29 protein-coding genes and 1 riboswitch are annotated in these 26,234 nt (G+C 66.6%); of the genes, 6 read left to right on the forward strand and 23 right to left on the reverse strand.

Annotated features, from left to right (window positions below; translation table 11 throughout):
• From ACZ1H8_RS15560 to ACZ1H8_RS15585, 6 genes are read right to left on the reverse strand one after another with little or no spacing between them, the layout of a single operon-like run.
• Positions 1-585: a WcaF family extracellular polysaccharide biosynthesis acetyltransferase gene (locus ACZ1H8_RS15560; protein WP_465178089.1), complete on the reverse strand. Its 585-nt coding sequence runs from the start codon at positions 583-585 to the stop codon at positions 1-3.
• Positions 586-1,671: a glycosyltransferase gene (locus tag ACZ1H8_RS15565; protein ID WP_465178090.1), complete on the reverse strand. Its 1,086-nt coding sequence runs from the start codon at positions 1,669-1,671 to the stop codon at positions 586-588.
• Entirely contained in the window at positions 1,668-3,011 is a 1,344-nt protein-coding gene (locus ACZ1H8_RS15570; protein WP_465178091.1) for an O-antigen ligase family protein, read from the reverse strand. Before ACZ1H8_RS15570 ends, ACZ1H8_RS15565 begins: the two co-directional genes overlap by 4 nt.
• Positions 3,001-4,215, reverse strand: coding sequence for a glycosyltransferase family 4 protein (locus tag ACZ1H8_RS15575; protein ID WP_465178092.1), 1,215 nt, complete (start codon positions 4,213-4,215; stop codon positions 3,001-3,003). The genes ACZ1H8_RS15570 and ACZ1H8_RS15575 overlap by 11 nt, the downstream gene beginning before the upstream one ends.
• Entirely contained in the window at positions 4,215-5,363 is a 1,149-nt protein-coding gene (locus tag ACZ1H8_RS15580; RefSeq protein ID WP_465178093.1) for a glycosyltransferase family 4 protein, read from the reverse strand. Before ACZ1H8_RS15580 ends, ACZ1H8_RS15575 begins: the two co-directional genes overlap by 1 nt.
• The gene (locus tag ACZ1H8_RS15585) at positions 5,353-6,507 is read right to left on the reverse strand and encodes a glycosyltransferase (protein ID WP_465178094.1); all 1,155 of its coding nucleotides are present in this window, start codon (positions 6,505-6,507) and stop codon (positions 5,353-5,355) included. Before ACZ1H8_RS15585 ends, ACZ1H8_RS15580 begins: the two co-directional genes overlap by 11 nt.
• Before the next feature lie 108 nt (positions 6,508-6,615).
• Here ACZ1H8_RS15585 and ACZ1H8_RS15590 point away from each other — a divergent pair, with 108 nt between their 5' ends.
• Entirely contained in the window at positions 6,616-6,915 is a 300-nt protein-coding gene (locus tag ACZ1H8_RS15590) for a hypothetical protein (RefSeq protein WP_465178095.1), read from the forward strand.
• Between the two features lie 4 nt (positions 6,916-6,919).
• Here ACZ1H8_RS15590 and ACZ1H8_RS15595 read toward each other — a convergent pair whose 3' ends face one another.
• The 8 genes from ACZ1H8_RS15595 to ACZ1H8_RS15630 form a co-directional block, all read right to left on the reverse strand.
• Positions 6,920-8,017 carry an N-acetyl sugar amidotransferase gene (locus ACZ1H8_RS15595; protein ID WP_465178096.1) on the reverse strand — a complete coding sequence of 366 codons (1,098 nt, stop codon included), beginning with the start codon at positions 8,015-8,017 and terminating at the stop codon, positions 6,920-6,922.
• A gap of 38 nt (positions 8,018-8,055) precedes the next feature.
• The gene (locus tag ACZ1H8_RS15600) at positions 8,056-8,835 is read right to left on the reverse strand and encodes an AglZ/HisF2 family acetamidino modification protein (protein ID WP_465178097.1); all 780 of its coding nucleotides are present in this window, start codon (positions 8,833-8,835) and stop codon (positions 8,056-8,058) included.
• Positions 8,832-9,446 (reverse strand): imidazole glycerol phosphate synthase subunit HisH, encoded by a 615-nt coding sequence (hisH, locus tag ACZ1H8_RS15605; protein ID WP_465178098.1) that lies wholly within the window; start codon positions 9,444-9,446, stop codon positions 8,832-8,834. The genes ACZ1H8_RS15600 and hisH overlap by 4 nt, the downstream gene beginning before the upstream one ends.
• On the reverse strand, positions 9,443-10,258 hold the full coding sequence (locus ACZ1H8_RS15610) for a class I SAM-dependent methyltransferase (protein ID WP_465178099.1): 816 nt from the start codon (positions 10,256-10,258) through the stop codon (positions 9,443-9,445). Before ACZ1H8_RS15610 ends, hisH begins: the two co-directional genes overlap by 4 nt.
• Positions 10,255-11,568: an oligosaccharide flippase family protein gene (locus tag ACZ1H8_RS15615; RefSeq protein WP_465178100.1), complete on the reverse strand. Its 1,314-nt coding sequence runs from the start codon at positions 11,566-11,568 to the stop codon at positions 10,255-10,257. The genes ACZ1H8_RS15610 and ACZ1H8_RS15615 overlap by 4 nt, the downstream gene beginning before the upstream one ends.
• A gap of 7 nt (positions 11,569-11,575) precedes the next feature.
• The gene (asnB, locus tag ACZ1H8_RS15620) at positions 11,576-13,426 is read right to left on the reverse strand and encodes an asparagine synthase (glutamine-hydrolyzing) (protein ID WP_465178102.1); all 1,851 of its coding nucleotides are present in this window, start codon (positions 13,424-13,426) and stop codon (positions 11,576-11,578) included.
• Positions 13,427-13,505: 79 nt separating this feature from the next.
• Positions 13,506-13,685, reverse strand: a complete 180-nt coding sequence (locus tag ACZ1H8_RS15625) for a hypothetical protein (RefSeq protein ID WP_110153693.1) — start codon at positions 13,683-13,685, stop codon at positions 13,506-13,508.
• A 14-nt stretch (positions 13,686-13,699) separates the two neighbouring features.
• Positions 13,700-14,731: a hypothetical protein gene (locus tag ACZ1H8_RS15630; protein ID WP_465178103.1), complete on the reverse strand. Its 1,032-nt coding sequence runs from the start codon at positions 14,729-14,731 to the stop codon at positions 13,700-13,702.
• Positions 14,732-14,944: 213 nt separating this feature from the next.
• Between ACZ1H8_RS15630 and ACZ1H8_RS15635 the strand changes: the two genes are divergently transcribed.
• From ACZ1H8_RS15635 to ACZ1H8_RS15645, 3 genes are all read left to right on the forward strand, one after another.
• Positions 14,945-15,133, forward strand: coding sequence for a hypothetical protein (locus ACZ1H8_RS15635; RefSeq protein ID WP_465178104.1), 189 nt, complete (start codon positions 14,945-14,947; stop codon positions 15,131-15,133).
• A gap of 90 nt (positions 15,134-15,223) precedes the next feature.
• Complete coding sequence (gene galU, locus ACZ1H8_RS15640; RefSeq protein WP_465181408.1) at positions 15,224-16,093, forward strand: UTP--glucose-1-phosphate uridylyltransferase GalU; 870 nt, start codon at positions 15,224-15,226, stop codon at positions 16,091-16,093.
• Positions 16,094-16,115: 22 nt separating this feature from the next.
• Positions 16,116-16,640: a DUF4269 domain-containing protein gene (locus ACZ1H8_RS15645; protein ID WP_465178105.1), complete on the forward strand. Its 525-nt coding sequence runs from the start codon at positions 16,116-16,118 to the stop codon at positions 16,638-16,640.
• A 13-nt stretch (positions 16,641-16,653) separates the two neighbouring features.
• On the opposite strand, the gene ACZ1H8_RS15650 is transcribed toward ACZ1H8_RS15645, so the two are convergent.
• The 9 genes from ACZ1H8_RS15650 to ACZ1H8_RS15690 all read right to left on the reverse strand — a co-directional run bounded on the left by ACZ1H8_RS15650 (position 16,654) and on the right by ACZ1H8_RS15690 (position 22,547).
• The gene (locus ACZ1H8_RS15650; protein ID WP_465178106.1) at positions 16,654-16,974 is read right to left on the reverse strand and encodes a hypothetical protein; all 321 of its coding nucleotides are present in this window, start codon (positions 16,972-16,974) and stop codon (positions 16,654-16,656) included.
• Complete coding sequence (locus ACZ1H8_RS15655) at positions 16,953-17,711, reverse strand: HesA/MoeB/ThiF family protein (RefSeq protein WP_465178107.1); 759 nt, start codon at positions 17,709-17,711, stop codon at positions 16,953-16,955. The genes ACZ1H8_RS15650 and ACZ1H8_RS15655 overlap by 22 nt, the downstream gene beginning before the upstream one ends.
• The gene (locus ACZ1H8_RS15660; protein WP_465178108.1) at positions 17,708-18,094 is read right to left on the reverse strand and encodes a hypothetical protein; all 387 of its coding nucleotides are present in this window, start codon (positions 18,092-18,094) and stop codon (positions 17,708-17,710) included. The genes ACZ1H8_RS15655 and ACZ1H8_RS15660 overlap by 4 nt, the downstream gene beginning before the upstream one ends.
• Positions 18,091-18,534 (reverse strand): dUTP diphosphatase, encoded by a 444-nt coding sequence (gene dut, locus ACZ1H8_RS15665; RefSeq protein ID WP_110153687.1) that lies wholly within the window; start codon positions 18,532-18,534, stop codon positions 18,091-18,093. Before dut ends, ACZ1H8_RS15660 begins: the two co-directional genes overlap by 4 nt.
• Positions 18,535-19,344 carry an alpha/beta hydrolase family protein gene (locus tag ACZ1H8_RS15670; protein WP_465178109.1) on the reverse strand — a complete coding sequence of 270 codons (810 nt, stop codon included), beginning with the start codon at positions 19,342-19,344 and terminating at the stop codon, positions 18,535-18,537.
• Positions 19,334-20,518: a bifunctional phosphopantothenoylcysteine decarboxylase/phosphopantothenate--cysteine ligase CoaBC gene (gene coaBC, locus ACZ1H8_RS15675; protein ID WP_465178110.1), complete on the reverse strand. Its 1,185-nt coding sequence runs from the start codon at positions 20,516-20,518 to the stop codon at positions 19,334-19,336. Before coaBC ends, ACZ1H8_RS15670 begins: the two co-directional genes overlap by 11 nt.
• Positions 20,515-20,964, reverse strand: a complete 450-nt coding sequence (locus ACZ1H8_RS15680; RefSeq protein ID WP_465178112.1) for a hypothetical protein — start codon at positions 20,962-20,964, stop codon at positions 20,515-20,517. The genes coaBC and ACZ1H8_RS15680 overlap by 4 nt, the downstream gene beginning before the upstream one ends.
• Positions 20,965-20,969: 5 nt before the next feature.
• On the reverse strand, positions 20,970-22,082 hold the full coding sequence (locus ACZ1H8_RS15685) for a hypothetical protein (RefSeq protein ID WP_465178113.1): 1,113 nt from the start codon (positions 22,080-22,082) through the stop codon (positions 20,970-20,972).
• A gap of 69 nt (positions 22,083-22,151) precedes the next feature.
• A complete protein-coding gene (locus ACZ1H8_RS15690; protein ID WP_465178114.1) occupies positions 22,152-22,547 on the reverse strand; it encodes a winged helix-turn-helix transcriptional regulator in 396 nt (131 codons plus the stop codon).
• A gap of 101 nt (positions 22,548-22,648) precedes the next feature.
• Between ACZ1H8_RS15690 and ACZ1H8_RS15695 the strand changes: the two genes are divergently transcribed.
• Together ACZ1H8_RS15695 and metE are read left to right on the forward strand one after the other, a co-directional pair.
• Positions 22,649-23,524, forward strand: coding sequence for an SDR family oxidoreductase (locus tag ACZ1H8_RS15695; RefSeq protein ID WP_465178115.1), 876 nt, complete (start codon positions 22,649-22,651; stop codon positions 23,522-23,524).
• Between the two features lie 66 nt (positions 23,525-23,590).
• Positions 23,591-23,794, forward strand: a riboswitch (cobalamin riboswitch).
• Between the two features lie 112 nt (positions 23,795-23,906).
• A complete protein-coding gene (gene metE, locus ACZ1H8_RS15700; protein WP_465178116.1) occupies positions 23,907-26,234 on the forward strand; it encodes a 5-methyltetrahydropteroyltriglutamate--homocysteine S-methyltransferase in 2,328 nt (775 codons plus the stop codon).

Raw genomic sequence — 26,234 nt, forward strand, 5'->3', positions numbered from 1 at the left:
TTAGTCTCTGGAGAGGGTACGGGTACGGACCGGTGCTGCGGGGACGCCCGCATAGATGGTCCAGGGGTCGAGATCGCGGCTGGCGCTGCTGCCGAGGCCGAGCACGGCGCCGCGGCCCAGGGTCACGCCGGGGCCGACGACCGCGCGTGCGGCGACCCAGGCGCCGGGCTCGAGCGTGATCGGGCGGGTGATCAGGTCGAAGCCGGGCGACGTCCAGTCATGGCTTCCGGTGCACAGATAGGCGTCCTGCGAGACGCAGCAATTGGCGCCGATGGTGACGTCAGCCAGATTGTCGATCCAGGCGCGCTCGCCGACCCAGCTGTTGTTGCCGATGGTCAGCCGCCACGGGAATTTGACCCGTACGCCGGGCTTCACCACGACCCCGGTGCCGATCCGCGCGCCGAACAGCTTGAGCAGCATCACCCGGTGCGCGCTGCCGGGAAGCCAGGAGGACACGAACAGAGCCTGGACCGCTATCCATACGGCTTCGACCAGCGCCGGGCGGCCGCGCGCGAACTGCGGGGCGGAATAGCGACCGAGATCGGGGACCGGCTGGTCGGATGGCGAGGGCGGAGACAGGGGCATTCAGCCCAGCACTGCCGTATAGTGGCGCTGAAACTGCATCGCGATGCCGCCCCAATCGAACTGCTCCGCAACCATGGCCGATCCCCTGCGCCCCATCTCGCGCCGCGCATCGTCGGACAATCCGATCGCGCTGCGCAGGCCGGCGAACACCGCATCCTCGGTCGGATCGACCCACCAGCCGCAGCGGTGGGTTTCCAGAACCTCCCAGGGCGCGCCGCGGGTCGTCAGGACCGGGATTTCATAGGCCAGCGCCTCTGCGATGGCGATGCCGAAATTCTCGCTATAGGTCGGCAGGACGAACAGGTCGGCGGTCTGGAACAGCGCGTCCTTCTCCGGGCCGTAGATCGGGCCGATCAGCCGGACATGGTCGCCGACGCCCAGCGTATCGACCAGCGCCTGCACCTCGGACGCATGATCGTCCTCGTCCGGCCCCGCGATCACCAGTTGCCAGCCCTTGGGCGCCAGCCGGTGCCAGGCGCGCACCAGCATCGGCAGGCCCTTTTTCGGGTGGACCCGGCTGACGAACAGCGCGGTGCGCAGGTCGCGCGGGCCGGGCTCCAGATGGTCGGCGGCCGAGTGGTCGGGCAGGTCGACGCCATTGGGCACGACGCAGCAGCTTCCGCTCAGGCCGAGCGCGCGGGCATTGTCCGCCTCGATGTCGGCAGTCGCATGGAGCAATGTCGCCGATCGCAGGTCGCGCGCCTGATACAGCGCCCAGGCGAGCTTCTTCTTCCACTTGCGATGATTGATCGCCCAGGGTTCGAGCATGCCCCTCAGGCTGACCACCCGGGGAATGCTGCGCGCCCGGGCGAGCCGCGCGATCGCATGGTGATGCGGCAGCCACATGCCATTGTCGTGGATCAGGTCGGCGCGGCCCAGCCGGCCGATCGCCGCCTGAAGGTCGCCGCCCAGCGGCATCAGCCCGTCGCGCTGCGGCACCGTCGGCGAGGTCAGCGCGGTGCCGTCGGGCGCCCAAAGGCCGACGGTGATGCCGATCCGCGCCAGTGCGGCGCCGAGGGCCGGGACCGAATAGGCCGGGCCGCCAAAGCTCGGGTCGAAGCTCGCCCCCGTCAGGAAGAGTTTCATCGCGCGGCCAGCATTCCTGCCGGAGGCGCAGCGCTGGGCGCTGCCGGCGCTTCGACGATCCGGACGGCGCGGACGGGAATCTGCGCTTGATGGTGGACCATCCAGGCCAGGATCCAGAAGAGCGGCGTGTTCACGTTACCGGCGGCCATGATCCAGGATTCGAAGGTTGCGTGGCCCAGCGCACCGAACAGGATGACGATCGGCAGCGACGCGGTGGGCCAGGATTCACGAGGCAGCATCTGTGTCCGCCGCGCGTCGCCGAAGCCGCGGATGAGCGTGTGGACCAGCAGCAGGACGAAGGGAATCAGCCCCAACAGCCCGGTCTCGACCAGCACCATGATGTACGAGGAGTGGAAGTGCAGCCCCTGGTGACGGACGAACTTGTAGGAGGCCAGGTTCAGCAGCTCGGTCGACGAGCCCATGCCATAGCCAAGGAAGGGCCGCTGCTTGAACAGGTCCCAGCCGATCCGCCACACTTCCTCGCGGCCGCTCAGCGGACCCGGCGCCGTCTGCAGATAGGGATTGGCGTTGAGCTGAAGGAAGTCGCTGACGGAGGCCGAAATCTGTTCCCACCAGATCAGCAGGATCAGCGCCAGGATCACCGCGATCATCGCGTTCACGCCCGGCCCGCGGCGATAGAAGAAGAACGCGCCCAGCGACATGACGAACCACACGAGGCTGGCGCGCGCGCCCGTCACCCACAACAGGGCCGTGCCCAGGACGGCGAAGGGAAGGTACCAGATTTTCCATCCGGGCCGTCGTTCGATGCATCCCGCGATGAGCACCACGAGTCCGGGTGCCAGGAAAGAGGCGAGCGTATTGGGATTGTCGACCCAGCCGGCAAATCCTGCCCCGCGACCGAGATTGATCCGCGCGAGGTAGAAGAGCGTGCCGAGCACCACGACCACGCGGCAGACCATCGCCACCAGGTCGAAAAAGGCCCGCCGGCTGTCCGTTGCCACAATCGCGGCGGAACTGAGATAACCGCACAGGATCACGATCAGGACGACGGCCAGCGACATCATGCTGTCCAGCCGATCCGCCGCGCCCCACAGGCTGGCGAACCCGGCTGCAAGGGCCCCGATGACGACGATCGCCATGAAGCGGGGGATCGCAGGCATCGGTCGCCGATACAGCGTGGCGGAAACCGTCATGATCACCAGCGGGAGCGTCGCCCATTTGAGCGCGCTCGCGGCCCGCGACAGCGGGGAATTATAGGTCGTGGCGAGGATGAAGACGACCAGCATCGAGCCGATCCCCACCATCAGCGGCCAAGGCATCCTGGCGCCCGAGCCGATTACATGGACCGGCTTGGGCGCGGTCGTTGCGTCAGGCTGCATGCGCGGGCTCCGGGGACAGGGCGGCGCGATCGACCGGTGTCACGCCGGCTGCGGTCAGCGCCCCGGCGATCAGGTTGCCGGCAGCGAAGCCTTCGCCCTGGCTCATCGCCTGTTCACGCGCGCCGGCGCCCATGGCCCGGGCAAGTTCCGGATCCTGCAGGAGCCGCGACATGGCGGCAGCATAGCCCGAAATGTCCCCGACCGGGACCAGAAATCCGTTCACGCCGTCCTCGATCAGCTCGGTCGATGCGCCCACCTGATCGGACGAAATGACCGGGGTGCCCGCGGCCATCGACTCATTGACCACTGCGCCCCAGGGCTCGTGCGCCGAAGGAAGGATCATCGCGGTCGCGACCGACATCAGGCGCGCGATGGTCGCAGGATCCTTGAGCCAGCCGGTGAACCGGATCGCGGGATCGTCTCCGGCGGCTTCGCGAAGCGAGGCCATCAGGTCCCCGTCACCCACCATGACCAGCACGGCATCGGCATCGCCGCGTGCCTTCTTGAACGCCGCGATCGCATCTGCCGGGCGCTTGGCGCCGATCAACCGACCGACGAACAGGAAGATTGCCGCGTCGGCCGGCAGTCCCAGCGACGCACGAAGCGCAGGCTCGCCATTTTTCCGCGCCAGGGCGGCGGCTTCGGCCACGATGCGGCTGGTGTCGGGCGTGTTTGGGAAGAACTGCATCGGCGCGCTGCTGGGGCCGAATCGCGCCAGATAGGCGCCGGCTTCACGTCCGACCGGAAGGCCGAATGCCATGCCGCGCACCATCCAGCCGGCGACTGCGCGTTTGGCGAACCAGCGCCAGCCTGAAGTCACGGAACTGCGCGCGCTCGTCTCGCAGCTGATCGCATAGGGGATGCCGCGGCTGCGGCACCACCGCGCCGCGCGCCACATGGTCGGGTGGACATAGCCCGACAGGATGACGACGTCAGGCCTGAACGCCTCGAGCGTGGCAATGACGCCGGGGTTCCACTTGATCGAGAAGGGGTTCACCTGGCGCGCCGGGCGCCATTGCTTCCCTTCCAGGAATATCGGCGTCAGGGGCGCGAAATCGAGCTCCCAGTCGCGTCCCGGTTCGGACTCCGCGCAGAAGGCGAGCTGAAACGTTCCCGGCCACTCGTCGGCGACGCGTTTCTGCACCCCCAGACGATAGGGCGTGGGGATATCGTCGAGATAAAAAAGACGGGGACCTTCCGACATCAGCGGTCCTTACCTGCTTTGATCGCCGCATCCAACAGATCGAGTAGCCGATCCCGCGCCGCAGTTGCAGAGAATGGTCCGCGCACGCTGTCCAGCGCGTTGGCGGAAAGCCGTGCATAGGATGCCGCGGGCAGGTCCAGCGCGTCGCGCATCGCCCGGGCCAGCGCATCAACGTCACCCGCCGGGACGAGAAAGCCGGTTTCGCCGGGGCGGACCAGATCGGCATTCGCGCCGACATCGGTCACGATCGCGGGGAGACCGGTGGCGAACCCCTCCAGGATGACGGTCGGCATGCCCTCGACATGGCTGGGCAGCACCAGAAAGTCCGCCGCCTCGTAGAATTGACGAAGCCGGCCGGCGTCACGAACGACGCCGTGCGCCACGACGCCGGGAATATCATAGCTCGGCCCGGGTTCGATGCCGACCAGATCGAGGACCGCATCGCCCAGTCCGGCGAATGCCTGGATCAGAATCGGCAGCGCCTTGCGCGGATCGTCGCGGCCGACGAACAGGAGGCGCTTCGATCCGCCAGGCGCCGAGCGCGATGTCCCCAGCCCGGAAATGTCGGCGGCATTGTGGATCGCCGCGATCCTGTCATCCGGCACGCCGATCCGCTCGCGCAGGATCTGCATGATCCGGCCCGCCTTGCTGAGCGAGATGGTGACGTCCGCGCGGCGCGCGTGATCCGCGATCAGCCCCTGAAGCGGCCATGCCTTGAGGTCGGCAATCCGCGATCCCTGATTCTGGAAGACGTCCAGCGCATGGGGATGGAAGATGATCGGCGCGGGCCGTGCCGGACGCCGGAGCAGCGCGTCGACCATCGGTCCCTCCGAATAGATCAGATCGGGCTTCAGCCGGTCCGCGATCTCCGCAACGCCGGCGCTGAACCGGCGCAAGTCGGTGACGTAGCGCCACGGGTTCATGCGGTCGATCAGCGTTCGGCGCGGCCAGGGCAGGGAGATATTCTCCCACGCCAGCCCGGACGGAGGCTCGCGGTCCCGGGTCGAGATCGAGGTGAGGCGATAGCCCGACGCCGCCAGCAGTTCGAGCTGCCGGCGCGAATAGCTTTGCATCCCCCCCACGACGAACGGCGCGAATCCGTCGGTCACGTACAGGATATGCTGCTTGCCGCGGGCCTCAGCGTCCACGAGCGCTCGCCTTCCGCACCTCCGAGAGGAAGTGGAGTCGCTGCCGTTCCTTCGACTGGCCCGACAGGAAGTCGAGATCCTCGGCTATGCGGCGGCCATGCCACGCCTGACCGAACCGGGCGATCGCGTCGATACTCGCCTCGACATTGTCCGGGGTATTGCCGATCGGCAGCGTGTAGGGTGCGTCGTTCAAGCGCGCCTCCGCCTCGCCGTAGCCCAGGATGACCGGCAGCCCGCGCATCAGATAGTCGCGGACCTTGAGCGGACAGGCTTCGTCCATTCCCTTGCGGTAGAGCGCCAGTGTGCCGATCCCGACATCGCTCTGCGCCAGGATCGCGGTCAGCGCGTCGCCGGTGCGATAGCCATGGAGGATCAGATTGGGCGGAACCGCTTCACCGGGAAAGTCCTCGGCGCCAAGGCCGACGATGTGAAAGCTGCTGTCCGGCAGCGCCCTGGCCAGCGTCACGATCTTGTCGGCACCATGCCAGCTTCCGCCGCCGTTGAGCGGGGATCCGACGAACACATAGGCGGGCGCGGCGTTGGTCGCGGGCGGCAGCGGCGCAGCGGCGCCCCAGAATCCGTTGGGGATGATCTCGATCGGCTTGCCGCGGTCGCGATAGGCCGAGGCGATCTCGTCGGTGACGGCCACGAAACCCGACACCGCCCCCAGGATGCGGCCCTGTGTCGCGCGGTGGAGGGCGGCGAAGGCCGGCCCCCAGAGGTCACGTTCCGCCCGCTCGTCGCTGTTGATCTCGATGACGGTCGGCGCGACCGACAGGATGCGGCCGAGCCCCGGATACCAGGGGCCATGCTGGCGATAATAGATGACGTCCGGGCGAAAGCGCCGCAACGCGGCGACGACCCGGCCGACGCTGAGCGCCTTGTTGACATAGCCCAGGCGCGCGAACGGATAGGCTTCCAGCGAGCGGCGATGGACGCGGCCGATCACCTCGCCATGCTCCTCGAAATCCAGGGCCGGCCGGGCATCCTGGCGCATCGAGAGGCTGAAGATCCGTGCCTCGGCGCCCTGGCTTTTCCACTGCGCGACTTGACCGGTCAGCTTGCGCAGCACGCCGGTCTCGTCATGGGGATCCCATTCGGTGAAATAGGCGATCCTGAGCGGTGCCTCGTCTTCGCTACGCATCTGGCTCGAATCCCTTTGCGGCGCCTATATCGACGATCCCGCGCGACCGCCAGCGTTGCGCAGCGGCGGCGATGTTTCTAAGCCGTTCCGACATCTGGGGATAGAAAAGTGAGCCACGAACCGCATGCCCGGGTGCCGATGGTGCGGCCGTTGAAGGTCGGCTGGGCGCAGCGCGAATATGCCAATGTCCGCAACATCATCGGGTCGCCCGCGCCGGATGTGGAGCGGGTGCGGACCGACAATCTGTTCCGCTATCCCACGCACGCGCTGTACCGCGTGGCGATCCTGGCCGACCCGGCATCGATCGCGACCAAGGGCAAGGTTGCGCTGGAGCGGATCGCGACGATGCACAACCCGCAGCGGCACAGCGAGAGACTGCGCGAAATCTACGACGCGGCGCTGGCCTGATCGGTCAGGCCGGCGTCCGTCGGACCATCCTGACGGCGCGCTTCGCCAGGGCGAACATCGGGCCGTCGAGGCGTTTCGTCCAGCTGTCGAAATCCTCGAAATGCGCAGCCGGCGCCGCCATGATCGCGTCGAGCTCGGCGCGGGTGAAACCCAGCTTCTTGGCGACGAAATCGCAATCCTCGTCCTGCAACGCCTCGTCATAGGTCGGCTGCTGGAGCTTCGCGCGCGCCTGGTCGCGGGTGATCTGGTCGGTCGAGATCAGGCTCGACAGGTGCATCTTGCGCTTGTCGAAATCGAACTTGCGCGGAAGGTACACGCCCTGGAACCAGCGGGTGAAGATGCTTTCATGGTGTTTGCCGCCATAGTCGCGCCAGCCCAGGTCGCTCTCGATCCGCGCCAGCGCCTTCTCGCGCGAGTAATCGGCATAGTTGAGCAGGTCGATCGTCTCGACGAAGCCGCCGCGGTACAGCTGGAGGAACTGGACGAAGTTCAGGTGCGGATAGGTCTTCACCTTCCCGCTGCCGAACTTGCGGTGCACGTCGGAAATATAGCCATAGTCCATATGTCCCTGCGACCAGCGGGGCGGATGGTGACTCTCTGTCACGACATTGCCGCCGCGCAGCACCGTGCTGATCCCGAACTTCTCGGCCACCTTGAACATGATCGAGTTGATCGCGTGGTCGGTCGGCACTTCCACATCGGGCAGCGACGCCTTCAGGAACGCGCGCTGGATGTCCTTATATTCGGCCCAGTCGATGACATGGGTATAGAGGTCGATGTCCAGCGCCTCGATCTGGTTCGCGATGTTGCTGACTGCGATGACCGAGTTCCAGCCATTGTCGAGATGCACCGCAAGCGGACGCAGGCCGAGATCCCTGACCAGCCAGGCGACATAGCTCGAATCCACGCCGCCCGAGACGCCGATGATGCAGTCATAGGGCTTGCCATGATGTGCCCGCTTCAGGGTCTCGGCGATCGCCTCCAGCTTGCGCCGGCCGGCATCGCCCGGCACGACCTGCGTCGCGATGTCGCGCAGATGGTCGTGGCAATGGTTGCACACGCCCTGATCGTCGAACACGATGTCGGGATCGGTCGTGTCCATCACGCATCGCGTGCACACGCGGTAACTCAGGCTCGACATCATCCGGACCTAGGGACGCCGAGCAACTCGCGCAATCGTGCCTGCTTCGGATAGTTGACCAGCACCGCGCGATGCGGGCCCTTGTAGATGAACAGGCTGCCTGCCGCGACGGCGGATGCGCCGGCATCCACCGCCTGGCGCAGATGGGTCAGGTCGCCGGCGCCGCCATGGGCGATGACCGGGACCGGCACGGCCGAGCTCACTGCTCGGACCAGCTCGAGATCATAGCCCTGATAGCCGCCCTCGCGGTCGATCGAGGTCAGCATGATCTCGCCGGCGCCCAGCTCCGCGGCACGCCGCGCGAGCGTGACGGGATCATAGGAGGATTTCCTGCCGCCCGAGCGGATCATGGCGCGCTGACGGCCGAGCCAGTCCTTGCGCACGTCGATCCCGGCGACGACCGATTGTTCGCCGAACGTGTCGGCGATCTGGCGAACCAGTTCGGGCTTCTCGACCAGCGCGGTCGTCAGCGCAATCTTCTCGACGCCGGACTTGAACAGCCGGGCCGCCTGATCGAAATGATTGACGCCGCCGCCATAGCAGATCGGCATGAACGCCTCGCTCGCGATCTCGGCGATATGGTCATAGGCGGGCTCGCGGCCCTTCGCCGTCGCGTCGATGTCGAGGAAGATCAGCTCGTCGACTTCCAGGTCGTTGAACAGGCGCACGGCGTTGATCGGATCGCCGACATATTTGGCGTAGCGGAAGCGCACGGTCTTCACCAGTCCCTCGCCGCGCAGCAGCAGGGCGGGGATGACGCGGGGCAGGGCGCCCTTCACAGCGCGGGAACCTTGTCGAGGAAGTTGCGGACCACCGCGAGGCCATAGCGATGGCTCTTCTCCGGATGGCACTGGAAGCCCCAGACATTGCCCTGCTGCACGACCGAGACGAACGGGCCGCCATAGTCGGTGCGCCCGAGCACCGCCGATTCCGACAGCGCCTCCACATAATAGCTGTGGACGAAGTAGAAGCGCGCCTCGTCCTCCATCCCCTGGGTCAGCAGGTCGGGCCGGGTGAACGCGACCTCGTTCCAGCCCATGTGCGGGACCTTGAGCGGGGCGGGCAGGTCGAAGCGACGGGTGACGGCATCGACCCAGCCGAGCCCCTCGGTATCGCCTTCCTCGCTATGCTTCGACAGCAATTGCATGCCGAGGCAGATGCCCAGGATCGGCACGCCGCGATCGTGCGCGGCATCGAGTGCGGCGCGAATGCCGCTGTCGTTCAGTCGCGCCATCGCCCGGCCAAAATGGCCGACGCCGGGCAGGATCAGCTTGCCGGCCGCCGCGATGCGATCGGGATTGGACGAGATCTCGGTCTTGCCGCCCGCCTTTTTGCAGATGTTGGCGACCGATCCGATATTGCCGGCGTCATAGTCGACGATGACCGTCATGCGGATCGCCGGTAAACCATTGCAATACCGCCATAGCTGGGGCCGGTGCGCAATATTTTCTTAGCCAACACCCCCAACACTTCCCTTGCAGCAGGAGCGGCGCTCGGGGCTGGCGAAGCGATCGCGGAACTGTCTATTCGTGGTGGCAGACTGAAACCGCACATCGGGCAGGGGATCGCGGTATGAAAAGGATTTCCATTTCGCCGCGCACGGTTGCGTCGCTGAAGCCAGCCCGTCACGAAAAGATATCTGGCCATCGCCCCGAACAACAGCCTGCCTGCGGATTGGAAACCATACGGAAGCAACAGGTCGTTGAGCGAGTCTTCCGAATAACGGCGGAGATGATAGTCTGGATTAAATCGGCCGGTGCAGGAGGGGCACCGTACTAAATCGGCCTCAATATCCTCGTCGAACGGCACTCCAATCACGACATATTTTCCCGCGATTCTGCACAGATTGGCAAGTCCCTGATCGTAGATCCCGTGTGGCAGGTGCTCTATTACCTCAAGACAGGTCACCGCATCGAAGGCCCGGTCGCGGAAAGCCAGATTCTCGATAGAGGCGAGAGTCTTGTCCGTCCGGACCCGTGACAGGGCCGTTTGCGAACGGTCCGCGCCGTGCAGCCGGTCGAAAGTGCGCCCGCTGTCCAGCACGAAATGGAGGAAAGCTCCGTTTCCACAGCCGACATCAAGGAGCGTACGCGCGTCGTCCGGAATCAAATCGAGAACCCCACGAAATCGTTCACTATCACCAGCGAAGATATCGTCCGCCCAGAAGTCGGGATTTTCGTAATAATCTTTTTCGATATTCATGCGGGGCTCATTTCCATCACAAGTTTGTAGGAGATGACTAGGTAAATGCAGTAAATTATAGTCTGCAGAATTGTAAGAGTAATCAGCATCAATAAGAAGCTACTTGTCCAAGCCCCTGCTATGACGGCCATGGCTGCAGCTATCACAAAAAGAGTTTGCAGAATTGCATCTAGACGCTGGTGATTAGTTAGAAGCAGTACCGCGCTAAGCGGACTTGCGACGAACCGGATAAAGATTAGAGGCGACAGAATTTGCACATAGTGGCCAGCGACCGACCATTTTTGTCCAAGTAGAATTTCGAATATTTTTGGACCGGCAAGCAGCAGGGGAAGCGTGAGCCCCCCACCAATCGCGCACAGTCGCACAAAGGTCAGCCGGAACAATTTACGGATATGGTGTTTGTCGCTCAGATGCTGCGGACTGACAGCGCTTCGGAAAACCCCCGACATCGCTGTGCCGATCACCGTGATCGGCGCCGCGGATACACGCTGGCTGATATTGTATTGCCCAAGCTGTGCAACGCCAAACAGCGCGGGGGATACGAAAGAGATCACATTGTTTCCCACAAAGTTCAACAGCTCACTAAGCAGCAGGTATTGGGGAAAACGAATGTTGCGTAGGGCTCGCACGCGTGCCGCGCGCCAACGAAATTGGCGGGCCTGAGCCAAGAAACCAAGGTGCCAGACAAGAAACGAGCAGATGATAATCTGCCCGGCGACCAGTGCTATGATTAACCCGATTGCGCCCCAGTTCAGTAACCCGAGACCAACACCTAGTACGGCGACGAGTATCGATTGCGCCACCCGGCCTTGGGTCACGATTTTGAACGCCTTAACCTGCATTGCCCAAGCCATAATTGCTGCCATCGCGCCGCCGCTAGCGGTCGCGACCGCCATGAGGACCATGAACGCAGTGGGTTGCGCCGTTTCACTGACTAGCAGAGGCGTGAGCGCTGGCGTCAGCAGCAAGATGAAAAGACCTGCGATCCCGGAGATCGCGATACCGAGCATTGTCAGGTCGGCTGCCTCACGAGGACGGCGCGCCATAAATACTGCGGCATCGTATTTCGCCGTGGCGACCAGTGCGAGCATTCCGGAGTAGGCAGTGAATACAGCGAAGATGCCGAATTCGGAAGGGTCGTAAAGTCGTGCAATCATTACCATTGAAACGATGCCGATCAGCTGCGATGCAGAACTCCCAGTGGCGAGCATCGCGACGTTCTTCCAGTAATCGCTCTGATTTTGTAGATCCCCGCCTCCATTGACGCTTAGGCGGCGGCGGAGCTTGTGAAGGGTAGCCAATATCAACATATTGGGTTCATACGCTCGCTAGGTTCGAGGCCTTGTTCGGGCCGCTCCATGCCTGTTGCGACGCCACATGGAAAGCCCAGCGGCGCGCCCATGGCGTTTTCGCACCGCTCACCAGCGGCGGCGCGCTGGTGCCGGCGATCATCTTGCGCGCCCAGCTGCCCACCGGCGTGCCGAACCCGGTCTTGGGCCGGTTGACGATGAAATCGGGCAGGGGAAGCTTCGGCGCCCGGGCGAGCGCGCCCTTGCCGGCCTCGGCATCGGGGCCGACCATCGCCGGACCGACCCGGTCGAGCAGCACCGCGTCGACCAGCGGCACGCGTACCTCGAGGCCGTGCGCCATGCTTGCCCAGTCGGTGTCGCGCAGCAATTGGTTGCGCATATAGAGCGAGGCTTCCATCGCCGCGACCTTGCCGAAATCGCTGTCCGGCGTGACGTCGAACGCAGTGCCCACGCCGAAATCGGGCCCGAGCCGGGCGAGGCCGGTGCGCAGCGTGTCGCGGTCCATCATCGCTTCGAGTTCCCAGGGCATGAAGATGCCCCGGCGCAGCAGATAGGCGCCGGCCCAGCTGCCGCCATATTCCAGCATGCCCGCCGCCTTGGGATTGAGGCCGAGCCGCTGTGTCCCGATACCGGTCAGCAGACTGCGGGCGATCGCGCCGAACGGTCGGGCCATACCGAATCGGCGGGTCCAGGCGGGCAGGTCGCGGAAAGAGGGGTAGCCGCCGAATTGCTCGTCCCCGCCAAGTCCCGAGACCGCGACCTTCAACCCCAGCTCGCGTGCCGCCTTGCTGACGAACCAGCTGTTGACGCCGTCGATCGAGGGCTGGTCCATCGCATCGAGGATCTTGGGCAGGTCCTCCTGGAACTCGGCCTCTCCCACGGTGCGCACGGTATGCGGCATGCCGTAATGGCGCGCGACCTGCGCCGCCAGGCTGACCTCGTCGTCATGGCGACCCTGGAACTCGTCGAAGCCGAGCGTCACCGTCTGGACATTCTGCGCACCGGCATCGCGCATCAGGCCGAGCAGGGCGCCGGAGTCGACACCGGCAGACAGGAAGCAGCCGACGGGCACGTCAGCGACCAGATGATGCGCGACGCTGTCGGCAAGGGCGGCGGCGATAGCCTCGTCCCCGACCGTCTCGCCCGATCGCTCCGCATTGCGCCACGCGCCGGCGACTGAGTGATAGCGCTTCGGCGCCTCGACGCCGGACGCACTGACCCGCATCGTGTGGCCGGGGGGAAGGGCGAAGACGCCCTCGCGGATCGTCCAGGGCTCGGGAACACTGCCCCACAGATAGAAGCCCGTCAGTGCGGCCGGTTCGATCCCACCCGGGATCGCGCCGCCCGCGATCAGCGCCTTGACCTGGCTGGCGAAGCGGATCGTGTGGCCATCGTCATGCCAGTAGAGCGGCTTGATCCCCATCGGATCGCGCGCGAACAGCATCTCGCGCGTCTCCGCGTTCCAGATCGCGATCGCGAACATGCCGCGCAACCGCGAGACCATCGCCGCGCCTTCGCGGGCGTAGAGCTGCAAGATGACCTCGCTGTCCGACTCGCTCGCAAAGTGGACCCCCGCCGCTTCGAGTTCGGCGCGAAGTGCGCGGTAATTGTAGATTTCGCCGTTGAAGACGAGCGTCAGCCGTCCGTCGCCGCTCGCCATGGGCTGCAGCCCGGCATCGGAGAGGTCGATGATCGCCAGGCGGCGGTGGCCCAGGCCGACCCGTCCGTCGGGTGACAGCCATTCGCCGGTGCCGTCGGGGCCGCGCGCCGCCATCCGGTCGCGCGTGCGCGCGAGTTCCGCGCGGTCGACCGCGGGCGCGCCGTCATGCCACGCGAAAATACCGTTGATGCCGCACATGTCCGCGCCAATCCTCTTGCGGCGCCGGGAAGCGCGCTCGCGCCCGGCTGTTCACCCGGGCGCGAACGATGTCAACGGCTTACTCCACCGCCTCGGCGGCTTCGGGATGGGCGGCCAGATAGGCGGCTTCCATCTTGGCGGTCAGCGGCATCGCGTCCTTGGCGGCGCGCAGGCCATTGGCGCGCACCGCAATGTCGAGCAGGGCGAGCATGGTGCGGAACTCGGTGTCGTCGAGTTCCAGCAGGATCTTGGCAGTCATGACAGGTCGTCCGTTCAGGCAGCGACGCAGGGCACCTTGTAGGCGACTCCGGCAGCGTCATAGAGAGTGAGGGTGCGGTTCGGCGTGATGGTGCCGGTCGCAGCGACATTGTGGGTCGTCAGCTTGCCCTGGAGCGGTGCGAAATCGGTGTCGGTCGCCAGTTTCGCCTGCAGCGCCGTGCCTGCGCGCTTGATTGCGGGGAAGGCCGCCGTCTTGCCGCCATAGCTCCACATGTTCGTGCCCGCGCGGAAGATGTAGCTGTCGAGCGAGGATACGCCCGGGCCTGCGCCGATGAACGCCGTATCGAAGGCGTCGATTCCGAAGAAGAAGCGGGCGACGCTTTCCGATGCGTTCTGCGCAGCGAATCCGCGGGGCGAACCGGTTGGCGCCAATGCGATGACCCCGGGCGTGTTCAACTGCCCGTTGGCGCGGAATCGTGCGGTCGTTGTCCAGCTCTGGCCGTTATAGGTACCGATGTGCAGCGGGTCCGCATCCATGCTGCTGGTCGAAACCGATACCACGGGATTTGCGCGCGTCGGCGTCTGACCCAGATTGTTGAAGTCGACCGTCTTGCCGATCGCAGAGCCGGCCTCGTAGCCGACGAACGACAGGCGCGGTGCGCCATAGCCTTCGAATTCGTAGCGGCTATTCTGGGCGATATGGACCATCGCGCCGCTGCTCTCGATCGACAGGCGGTCGGTTCCCATGCCGCGGATCACCGAGACCTGGCCCGGCGTGCCCTCCCAATAATAGCGCAGCACATCGGCAGGCGCGCCGGTTGCGGGATGGATCTGCGATGTCAGCGCCATCTCACCGGCGCCACCGCGCAGCGCGATGCCGCCCAGCGACGTGCCCGATGCGGTGCTGATCACCGTCTCCCCGCTCTTGAGCACGCGGTAGATCGGAGCGCCGTTCAGCGCGAATTCGAGGAAGCGCGAGGTCGAGAAGGATCCCTTGTCCACCACCGAGAGCTTGATGCCTCCGAACAGCGAGTTCGCATCGTTCCAGTCGTCGCCGATGATGTTGAGAATGTCGAACCCGGCCATGGAGCCACCCCCTCGTTACGCACCTAGTATAATTACCTACGCCGGAGGCGCCAGATTGCAAATGAAATCGATTTGTTGCGATACCGAAACGGTTTAGAAACAAGGAAATGTTTCTGGATTGTTTCAGCATTGTCCAATCGGCAAGATCAGTGTTGGTGCACTGCCGCGTATATTCTATATGGTCACGGACCAGCGAAGCAGGGGGATGACGTCATGGACCGCCGTCAAGTGTTGATCGGAACCGGAGCAAGCACCGTCGTTGCGGGAACCGTCGGCATCATTCCGGAAGCGCAGGCTGCCCTCGTCACTGGCACCCAGGCGGTGGCCGCGCTTCAGGCTGGGACCAACGGCACGCTGACCGTGTCTGCCACCACCGTCGAATTGCGCGGGACTCTCGCCTGAGCGGTTTCGCGCTCGCGCCTTTACTCATTCAGCAAAATGCCGTCGATCACGTCGCTTGGCGACATGGTCATCGCGCGTCAGGAGAAGCTCATGTCGTTCAAGCCGCTTCGCAAGGCCGTATTCCCCGTGGGCGGGCTCGGCACGCGTTTCCTTCCCGCGACCAAGGCCATGCCTAAGGAGATGCTTCCCGTCGTCGACCGGCCGCTGATCCAATATGCCGTGGACGAAGCGATCGAGGCGGGGATCGAGCAGATGATCTTCGTGACCGGTCGCGGCAAGAGCGCGATCGAGGACCATTTCGACATCGCCTATGAGCTGGAGACGACGATGACGTCGCGCGGCAAGTCGCTCGACGTGCTCGACGCGACGCGTCTCAAGCCCGGCTCGATCGCCTATGTCCGCCAGCAGGAGCCGATGGGTCTTGGCCATGCGGTCTGGTGTGCGCGCGACATCGTCGGCGACGAGCCCTTTGCGGTGCTGCTTGCCGACGATTTCATGCTGGGCCAGCCGGGCTGCCTGAAGCAGATGGTCGATGCCTATAACAAGGTGGGCGGCAACCTGATCTGTGCCGAGATCGTTCCCGACGACCAGACGCATCGTTATGGCATCATCACCCCGGGCGCAGCCGATGGCGCGCTGACCGAGGTGAAGGGCCTGGTCGAGAAGCCTGCGCCGGGTACCGCGCCGTCTAACCTGTCGGTGATCGGCCGATATATCCTTCAGCCCGAGGTGATGCGCGTGCTCGAAGGGCAGGGCAAGGGTGCGGGCGGCGAGATCCAGCTGACCGATGCGATGGCGCAGATGATCGAGAGCCAGCCGTTCCACGGCGTGACCTTCGCCGGCACCCGCTATGACTGCGGCGACAAGGCGGGCTTCATCCAGGCCAATCTCGCCGTCGCGCTGCAACGCGAGGATATCGGCCCGGCGGTGCGCGAGTTTGCGAGCAAGGCGCTCGGTTGAGTCTGCGGCGACGGCGGATGGCGTGACCCGCCCCGGCTACAGCGACGCCCTGGCGGACAGCGGGGTGCTGGCTGCGCTGGCGGCGTTCGACCCGCATGTCGCGGGCACGCCGCCGCTCGGTCTGGACCTGCCGGACAGCGATATCGACATCCTGTGCCATGCGCCGGATGCCGAAGCGTTCTGCCGCTACGTCTGGTCCGCCTTCGCCGACTGCAAAGGCTTCGCCATGCACCAGTGGCGAAGCGGCGGCCGGCCGGTCGTCGCCCGCTTCCATGATCGAGGCTGGGATTTCGAGCTGTTCGCCAGTCCCGAACCGGTCGTCGCCCAGCCGGGCTGGCGCCATTTCCTGGTCGAGCGCCGGTTGCTGGCGCTCGGCGGGGATCGTTTCCGGGCTGCGGTGATGGCGGCGCGGCGCGGGGGGCTCAAGACCGAGCCTGCCTTTGCAGCGGTTCTCGGTCTGTCGGGCGATCCCTATGCGGCGATGCTGGCGATCGAAGCGCAATCCGACACGGCGCTTGCCGACCTGCTGCGGATGAGCGGCTATTGATCCGACTTGAACGTCAGAGCGTCGTCAGCCGATCCTCACCCAGATCGGCCAGGAGCGCCACCAATCCACCAGTCTCGACTCCTGACGGCAGGTCGCGCGCATCCAGTCCCGATGCTGCCAGCCCGGTCTGGCAGACGATCAGCGTCGCCCCGATTTCCAGCGCGGTCGTGAGCAGTGGCTCGTCGGTCGCGATGAGCTGCACCGCCGTCTCGTGCAGATAGACCCGCGTCCGCCCGCCCAGCGCGGCATTGGCCGCCGCTAGGGTCAGCGCCGCGCGAAAGCGCTGCCCGTCACCCGTTGCGACGATGATCGTCAGCCCGCGCAGCTGGGGCACCCCGGATCCTTGGGCAGGCGCAAGGTGCGAAAGCGGAGCGCGAGCGCATCGACAAGCAGCAGTTTGCCCGCACTATCCTCGCCGAACGGGGCAAGCGCGCGGATGACCTCCAGCGCCGCCAGGCTGCCCATCACGCCGGTCAGCGCGCCGAGCACGCCTTGTTCCGAACAGCTGACTTCGGCGCGTTCCGGATCCTGTCCGACGAAGCAGCGATAGCAGGGCTTGTCCGCTTCCCAGCCGCGAAACGTCCCCAACTGCCCCTCGAACTCGGCGACTGCGGCGGACACCAGCGGGATGCGCAACCCGTGCGCAGCATCGGCGACCGCCAGCCGCGTCGCGAAATTGTCCGACCCGTCGAGCACCACGTCCGGCTTCGTCTCGGCCAGTACGCGCCCGGCTCCCGCGGCATCGATCCGCTCCCGAATGCCCGAAAAAATAACGCCCGGATTCAGCCGCGCGACCGCTTCGGCGGCGGCATCGACCTTGGCCTGTCCGGTCTCGCCGGTCGCATACAGCGTCTGGCGCTGAAGGTTGGACAGCGAGACGACATCGTCGTCGACCACGGTGATGCGGCCGACCCCGGCCGCCGCCAGGTACTGGATCGCCGGCGACCCGATCCCGCCCGCGCCGATCAGCAGCGCGTGGCTCTGGCGAAGCCGGATCTGGCCGCCGCCGCCGATGTCGCGCAGGACGATATGCCGCGCATAACGCTCCAGCTCGGCGTCGCTGAGGGTCACTTGCGCCAGCTGAACGTCACCGTCGTCCGGTACCATTGCTCGCTCGCGGCGCCGGCTCGGGGCAGCAGGTTGCCGCGCGCAAAGCCCGCCGCCAGTCCTGCCGCGAATTGCTCGACCGTGGCGCAGTCGATCGCCTTGGGCACGACGGTGCGAATGTCGCCTTCCGCATCGACCAGCACCGCGATGTCGACCGAGATGGTCTGGTTCGGCCCCACCGTATCGGGCAGCGGGCATTTGCGGGTGACCGCTTCGCGCGCGGCGAATTCGTTCATGCCGGGGGTAACCACCGGGGGCGCGCGATAGGGCAGACCGGGCAGTGCCGCCCAGTCGATATTGGCGTCCTGTGCGAACAGGGCGAGTGCTAGACTTGCCGTAACGATCATCGGCCGGTCGATCCGAAACCCCCGCTGCCGCGTTCGGTTGCATCCAGCGCGTCGACCAGCGCCAGCGTGGCGCGCTGCACCGGCGCGGGCACCAGTTGCGCGATGCGGTCGCCGCGCGCGATCTCGAACGGCTGGTCGCCCAGATTGGCCAGGATCACCTTCACTTCGCCGCGATAGTCGCTGTCGATCGTGCCCGGCGTGTTGAGGCAAGTCACGCCGTGCTTCAGCGCCAGTCCCGAGCGCGGGCGCACCTGAACCTCGTAGCCCTCGGGGATCGCCATCGCGAAGCCGGTCGCGACCGCGTGTCGCGCGCCGGGAGCGATCACCACCGCCTCGGCCGCAACCACGTCCATTCCCGCCGCTCCGGTCGTCGCGTAGCCGGGCAGGGGCAGGCCCTCGCCATGGGACAGGCGTTGAACCTCAATCGAAATCAGCGCCATTCAGGAATTTCCACCCAGCGACGCGGCCAGCCGCGATGTCGCCGAAAGAACTTCGGGATCGCCGAGCAGATCATGGCCCTTGCCCGGCACGATGCGATAGTCGGTGGCGATGCCCCGCAGGCTCAGCGCCTCGACATAGGCGCGCGAGAATTTGATCGGCGTGACCCGGTCCTTCTCACCCACCAGCACCGCGGCGCGCAGCGGCGGGCGAACGCCGCCCGCGGTCTTCAGCGGGTCGAGGCTCGCCACCGGCTGTTTCCATGCCGGATTGGTCGTCGCCTTGGCCATGTGTGCGCGCCATTCGGGCAGGGTGCAGGGGCATCCGACCAGCACCATGCCGTCGAAGATGCCCGGGCGCAGGCCCGCCAGGTTCGCGGCGATCGCCGCGCCGCCGGCGTCGCCGACCACCAGCACGCGCGCCGCGGGGTAGCGGCGCCGCAGCGCCTGCACCGTATCGGCCACCGCGTTGAGTTGTTCGCCCGCAAAATTGTCGCCGGTGGCCGATCCGCGGTCGCCGATCGAACGGCTACCCTTGGCATCGTCATAGCCCGGGCGCAGGATCGCGACCGCTGCGCTGCGCGGGATGGCGCGTGCGGCGGCGTCGGCAAAGGCATATTCGTCGGCGCGCGATCCCGGCACCGCATCGCCGTGAATCACCACGACCAGCGTCCGCACTTCGGCCGGTCGGGTCTCGCCGAACCGCTCGACATGCAGCTTGGGCTCGGGCGGTGCGGCGGCGACATCGCGTGCCGCGGGCATCGAGGCGCAGCCCGCCATCAGCAGCGGGAGCAGGATCAGACTAGAGCGCATCGGCGATCCGATCCGCCAGCCGCCGCGCGACCTCGCGCTTGGGCAGTTTCTCCCAATGGTCCACCCCCTCGGGCGTGACCAGGTGAACCGTGTTCGCATCGCCTCCCATGACATCCCCCGATACATCGTTCGCGACAATCCAGTCGGCACCCTTTCGGGCGCGTTTCGCCGTGGCATGTTCTACCACCTTTTCGGTCTCGGCTGCAAAGCCGACGACCAGCTTGGGCCGGCGCGGACCCCGGGCGAGCGTGGCGAGAATGTCCGGATTTTCGCGCAGCGCCAGGGGCGGCAGCCCGCCCTCGCCCTTCTTGATCTTCTGCACGGCAGCGTCGACCCCCCAATCGGCGACTGCTGCAACCATCACGGCAGCATCAACCGGAAGCGTGGCCTCGACCGCCTCCGCCATCTCGCGCGCGGTCTCGACATCGACGCGCTGCACCCCGGCAGGCGTGGGGAGGGCGACCGGCCCCGAAACCAATGTCACCCGCGCGCCGAGTTCGGCCAGCGCCTCGGCAATCGCGAAGCCCTGCCGTCCCGACGAGCGATTGGCGATATAGCGTACCGGGTCGATCGGCTCATGCGTCGGGCCCGCCGTCACCAGGACATGGCGTCCGGCCAGACGGCGGGGCGCCGACCCCGCGTCCAGCGCCTGTCGGATCGCGGCGACGATCGCCTCCGGCTCGGGCAGGCGGCCCGGGCCATATTCGCCGCAAGCCATCGGGCCTTCATCGGGTTCCATCACCGTCACCCCGTCGGCCCGGAGTTGGGCGACATTGCGGCGTGTCGCGGCGTGCTGCCACATGCGCACGTTCATCGCTGGCGCGGCCAGCACCGGCTTGTCGGTGGCAAGCAGCAGCGTCGTCGCCAGATCGTCGGCGATCCCAGCCGCCATCTTCGCCATCAGGTCCGCGGTCGCGGGGGCGACGACGACGAGGTCCGCCTCGCGGCTGAGCTGGATATGCCCCATCTCCGCCTCATCCTTCAGGTCCCACAAGGTCGTATAGACCTGCGCCTCGCTCAGCGCGGCCAGCGTCATCGGCGTCACGAAATGGGTGCCGCCCTCGGTCAGCACGCACTTCACCGCAATGCCCGACTTGCGCAGCGATCGAACCAGCTCGCACGCCTTGTAGGCGGCAATGCCGCCGCCCACGATCAGGAGGACGCGCCCGCTCATTCGCTTTCCTTTCCGTGCCGGATCCGCCGGCCCGCCGCGGCGCCGATCATGCCCAGCCCATAGACGGCAAGGACCTGCAGCTTATGCACCGGCTGGTTCGGCCACAGCATGTACAGCACCAGCGGTGTGGTGGCGATCACCCCCGCCAGCAGCCACACCGGCGCCGCCTTCGGGCCGTTTCGTTCGGCCAGTGCCATGATCGCGACCACGATCCCCTGTACCGCGAGCGCGACCAATGCGACGAGAAGAACCAGCGCGGCGACTTCCGTCAGCCACGCCGCATCGGGTGACGGCCACCGGCCACGATCGAGCGCATAGGTCACCACGTCTCGCACCACGACCGCGATGGGCGCGGCGATCGCAAAGGGCAGCAGCGCGCCGAGCAGCCAGGCGCGAAGCCAAGAGCTGCCCCGACCGTGCGCCAGGGTCATGGAGCCAGCAGCCATGGCACTCATCGTGCCACCCGCGTGACCGTGATCCGCCGCTTCTCGGCCGCCTGGAGTCCCAGATCGCGCAGCGCATCGGGCAGGAAGATCAGCCCCAGCAGGAAGACCGGCGCCACCATCAGCCCCCAATAGAAGGTGTCCACCCGCGCGAAGATCGCAATCACCGCACCATAGGCGGCAATGACCGCGATCATCCGCGCGCCCAGCGGGTCGCGCCACGACGCCCAGCCGATCGCCGCGGCACCGACCAGCACCGCGCCCAGCCAAAGCGGCACGAGTTGCAGGCCGGTGCCCAGCACCACCGACTTGACGAACAGCCCGACGCCTTCCAGCCCGAGCCAGCCCGGCGACCGCGCATCCAGCGGCCCGGCCAGACCGGTCACTGCCCAGGCATGGACCGCCAGCGCCACCCCGAACAGCGCCAGTGCGATGCCCCAGCCAAGCGCCTCGCGCCGTTCGCCATCGCGCCACGCGAAGACCAGCATGATCAGCGCATAAAGCGCCGCAGTCTCGCGGATCAGCATCGCCGCCAGCGCGATTGCCGCGGGCTCGACCCAGCGCCCCGGCCGCCGCAGCCCCAGCGACCAGGCGACCAGCAGCCCCGCCCAGATCTCGTGAAAGCTGATCAGCCCCGGCTGGATGAAGGCTAGCATCGATCCGGCCAGCAATATCCCGCCCACCAGCATCGGCAGGCTGCGCCCCAGCGCGAGGCGCAGCCGCAGCATCCAGGTCGCCGCGACGCACAGCACGAGCAGCAATTGCAGCAGCGGCGCGGCCCAGAGCGGCAGTGCGGCCAGAACGCTGGCCAGCCCCGGCATCCGCATCGTCAGGAACGGCTTCAGCGGATAGCCGCCCGCGCGCATCGCATCGGCCGCAACCGCATAATAATCCCCGCCGCCGCGCACCCCCGCCGCGATCGACTCATACAGCATCAGGTCGGTCTGATGCCGCTCGCCCCCGGTCGCCGCATCCAGCGCCTCGGGCGTCGGGACGTTCAGCGCGGTGAGCGTGAGCGCCAGCACGGCGAAAACGACCAGGATCGCCACCCATGACTGGCCGCGGGTCAGCGCGGCGAAGCGGGTGGGGGCAGACAGCCAGAGAGGTGCCGATCGCGACATGCCCGCGGACCTACACGCGCCGGGGAGGGGGTGTCGAGGGGCCGCGATGCGCTACGGAAGCCGTGCCGCTCACGCCGCCTTCATCCGCTCGCGGGCTTCCATCACCTGCGGCAAATGTGCCTCGGCCCAGTCGATCAGGCCGAGCAAGGGGACGGTGAAGCTGCGTCCGAGCGGGGTGAGCGAATAGGTGACGCTGGGCGGCACGGTCGGCTGGACGTCCCGGTGGACCAAGCCGTCGGTTTCCAGGACGCGCAGCGTCTGGGTCAGCATGCGCTTCGAGATGTCGGGCACCAGCCGGGCCAGTGCGCTGAACCGGCGCGGCTCCCCGGCCAGCGCGCAGAGCAGCAGCATCGACCAGCGATCGCCGATCCGGTCGAGCAGCCCGCGCACGGTGCAGCGCGCGCTGTCGAACTCGAACTGCTGCCATTCGTCGAATCGTGCGGCCAGCGTCTCGGTCGCGTCCATGGTCTCTCCGCAGTAACCAGGTGACGGCGACGTGCCGTCTTTCGGATCCCGATTTAGTCTCTATCTGAGACCATGTCGATTAACGAGACCGGAGCTTTCCCATGACTGCCGAACAGACCCGCTATTTCGTGACCGCCGCCACCGGCCAGCTCGGCCAGTTCGTCGTCGCCGACCTCGTCCGGCGCGTCGGGCCGGCCGCAGTGGTCGCGGTGGTGCGCAGTCCCGACAAGGCCGCCGGCCTGTTTCCCGAGGGCGTCGAGATACGGGCGGGCGACTATGAGAAGCCCGAAACGCTCGATACGGCGCTGGCCGGTGCGGATCGGCTGCTGCTGATTTCGTCCAACGCCGTCGGCGCGCGGGTGCCGCAGCATGCCAATGTCATCGACGCGGCGAAGCGCGCCGGGGTGAAGCGGATCGCCTATACCAGCCTGCTCCATGCAGACCGGTCGACGCTCGGCCTGGCCGACGAGCATCGCGAGACCGAGGAACTACTGCGCGCCAGTGGCATCCCCACCACCCTGTTGCGCAACGGCTGGTATACCGAAAATTATGCCGCCTCGATCCCGCCCGCCCTTGAGCATGGCGGCTTTCTGGGCGCCGCGGGCGAGGGCCGGATTTCGGCCGCCGCGCGAGAGGATTATGCCGTGGCGGCCGCGGCCGCGCTGATCGGCGATGCCGAGGAAGCGGATGTCGTCCATGAACTGGCGGGCGATCATGGCTTCACGCTCGCCGAGTTCGCGGCCGAGCTGTCGCGCCAGGCGGGGCGCGAGGTCCCCTATGTGAACCTGTCCGAAGGTGATTATCGCGGTGCGCTGGTCCAGGCCGGGCTGCCCGAGCCGGTGGCCGACATGATCGCCAATTCGGATGCGGCGGCGGCGAACGGCGGATTGTTCGACGAGAGCGGGACGCTGTCGCGCCTGATCGGTCGTCCGACGACGCCATTCGCGGAGACGATCGCGAAGAGCGTGGCGGGCTGAACGACGCGTTTCGGGCTCATATAAAGAATTCTTTATATGAGCCTTGACGTGCGCGCGGCACTTGGCGATGCTTGGGGCGTCGAGGTTCTCCGGCCGGTATCGCCGCGCCGGAGCTAAGACGGGAAGCCGGTAAAAATCCGGCGCTGCCCCCGCAACTGTAAGCGGCGAGCGGCGGTCATCACGTGTCACTGGCGGGTTCGCCCGCCGGGAAGGCCAGACCGTCCGCGCTGACCCGCAAGCCAGGAGACCTGCCTTCGACGCGATAACGTCCACCGGCGGGGTGCCCGGTCTGGCCGCTTGCGCGCCGTGGCCGGGCTCTGTCCGTCCCTGCCTGCCTGTGTCCGGTACCGGGTCTCCGCCCCATGCTTCGGGGTTGAAGATCATGACCGTTTCCATTGCCACTCTGGGCTTTCCGCGCATCGGCCCGCGCCGCGAACTGAAGACCGCGCTCGAGACTTTCTGGTCGGGCAGGAGCAGCGAAGCCGATCTGCTCGATGCCGCCGCCGGCCTGCGCACCGCCGCCTGGGCGCGGCAACAGGCGCTGGGCGTCGACTGGCTGCCCTCGGGCGACTTCTCGCTCTACGACCATGTGCTCGACACCAGCGTGATGCTGGGCGCGATCCCCGAACGCTATCGCACGGGCGATGGCGAGGCGGATCTTGCCACCTATTTCGCGATGGCGCGGGGCACGACCGGTGCGACCGCGGCCGGCTGCGGCCATCACCACGCGACGGACGGTGCCGACCAGACCAGCCTGACCGCGTGCGAGATGACCAAATGGTTCGACACCAACTATCATTACATGGTTCCCGAACTGGTGCCGGGACAGAAGCTGGCGCTCAACCGGCTGAAGCTGGTCGAGGACTATCGCGAGGCGCGGGCGCAGGGGTTCGAGACCCGGCCGGTGCTGCTGGGCCCCGTCACCTGGCTCAGCCTGGCCAAGGGGCGCGGGGTCGATCCGTTCGACTATCTCGACGAGGTGGTCAGCCTCTATGCGGTGATCCTCGGCCATCTCGGCCAGGCGGGGGCGCAGTGGGTCCAGATCGACGAACCGATCCTGGTCACCGACCTGTCCGATGTCCAGCGACGCGCGCTGACGCGGGCCTATGCCCGGCTCGCCCGGCCGGGCGTCAAGCTGATGCTGACGACCTATTTCGGCGGGCTCGACGATAATCTCGGCTTTGCCGCGGCGCTTCCCGTCGCGGGGCTCCATGTCGACCTGGTCCGCGCGCCGGGACAGATCGATGCGCTGCTGAAGGCGGCACCGAAGGACCTGTTGCTGTCGCTGGGCGTGATCGACGGGCGCAATGTCTGGCGCGCCGATCTCGACGCGCTGCTGGCGCGGATCGAGCCGATCGCCGCGGTTCGCGATCTGGTGCTGGCCCCGTCCTGCTCGCTGCTGCACGTGCCCGTCGATCTCGCGCTGGAGCGCAGGCTCGACCCGGAACTGGTCCAGTGGCTGGCCTTTGCGGTGCAGAAAGTCGAGGAACTGGCGATCCTGAAGCGCGCGCTCAACGAAGGCGCGGCGAGCGTTGCAGGGGCGCTGGCCGAGTCGCGCCGGGCGGCGACCGCGCGGCGCACCTCGCCGCTGATCCATGATGTGACGGTCACCGCGCGCATGTCCGCGGTGACGTCGGGATTCCGTGAGCGCCACGGTGATGTCGCCACTCGCGCTGCGGCACAGGCGGCGGTCCTCGACCTGCCCGACTTTCCCACCACCACCATCGGATCCTTCCCCCAGACCGAGGCGGTCCGCGGCGCCCGCGCGCGCTTCAACCGCGGCGAACTGGATTCGGCGGGCTATGACGCGTTCCTGCGCGACGAGACGGCGCGCGCGATCCGCTGGCAGGAGGAGGTCGGACTCGACATGCTCGTCCATGGCGAGTTCGAGCGGAACGACATGGTGCAATATTTCGGCGAGCGGCTGTCGGGTTTCGCCTTCACCGTCAGCGGCTGGGTGCAGAGCTATGGCTCGCGCTGCGTCCGTCCGCCGATCCTCTATGGCGACGTCTCGCGGCCGCAGCCGATGACGGTCGACTGGTGGCGCTATGCCCAGTCGCTGACCGACCGGCCGGTCAAGGGCATGCTGACGGGGCCGGTTACCATCCTCAACTGGAGCTTCGTGCGCGACGACCAGCCGCGCGAGGCGTCGTGCCGCCAGATCGCGCTGGCCATTCGCGACGAGGTACTCGACCTGGAGGCGGCAGGCGCGCGGGCGATCCAGATCGACGAGGCTGCCCTGCGCGAGGGGCTGCCGCTGCGCCGGCGTGATTGGCAGGCCTATCTCGATTGGGCGGTAGACTGTTTCCGCATCTCGGCCGCGGGCGTCGACGACGCGACCCAGATCCACACCCATATGTGCTATTCGGAATTCAACGACATCCTCCCCGCGATCGGGGCGATGGACGCCGATGTGATCTCGATCGAGACGGCGCGCTCGCAGATGGAGCTGCTCGAAGGCTTTGCCCGCTATCGCTACCCGGCCGCGATCGGGCCGGGCGTGTACGACATCCATGCACCGCGCGTGCCGGGCGAGGGGGAGATGGTCGAGCTGATGCGCCTGGCCCAGCGGCATCTCGACCGGTCTCAGCTTTGGGTGAACCCCGATTGCGGGCTGAAGACGCGCAAATGGGACGAGGTTCGTCCGGCGATCGAGGCGATGGTGGCGGCGGCACGGACGCTGCGCGCCGAAGCGATGGTCGCGGCCTGA

The sequence above is a fragment of the Sphingomonas sp. BL-S-25 genome (assembly GCF_055521555.1).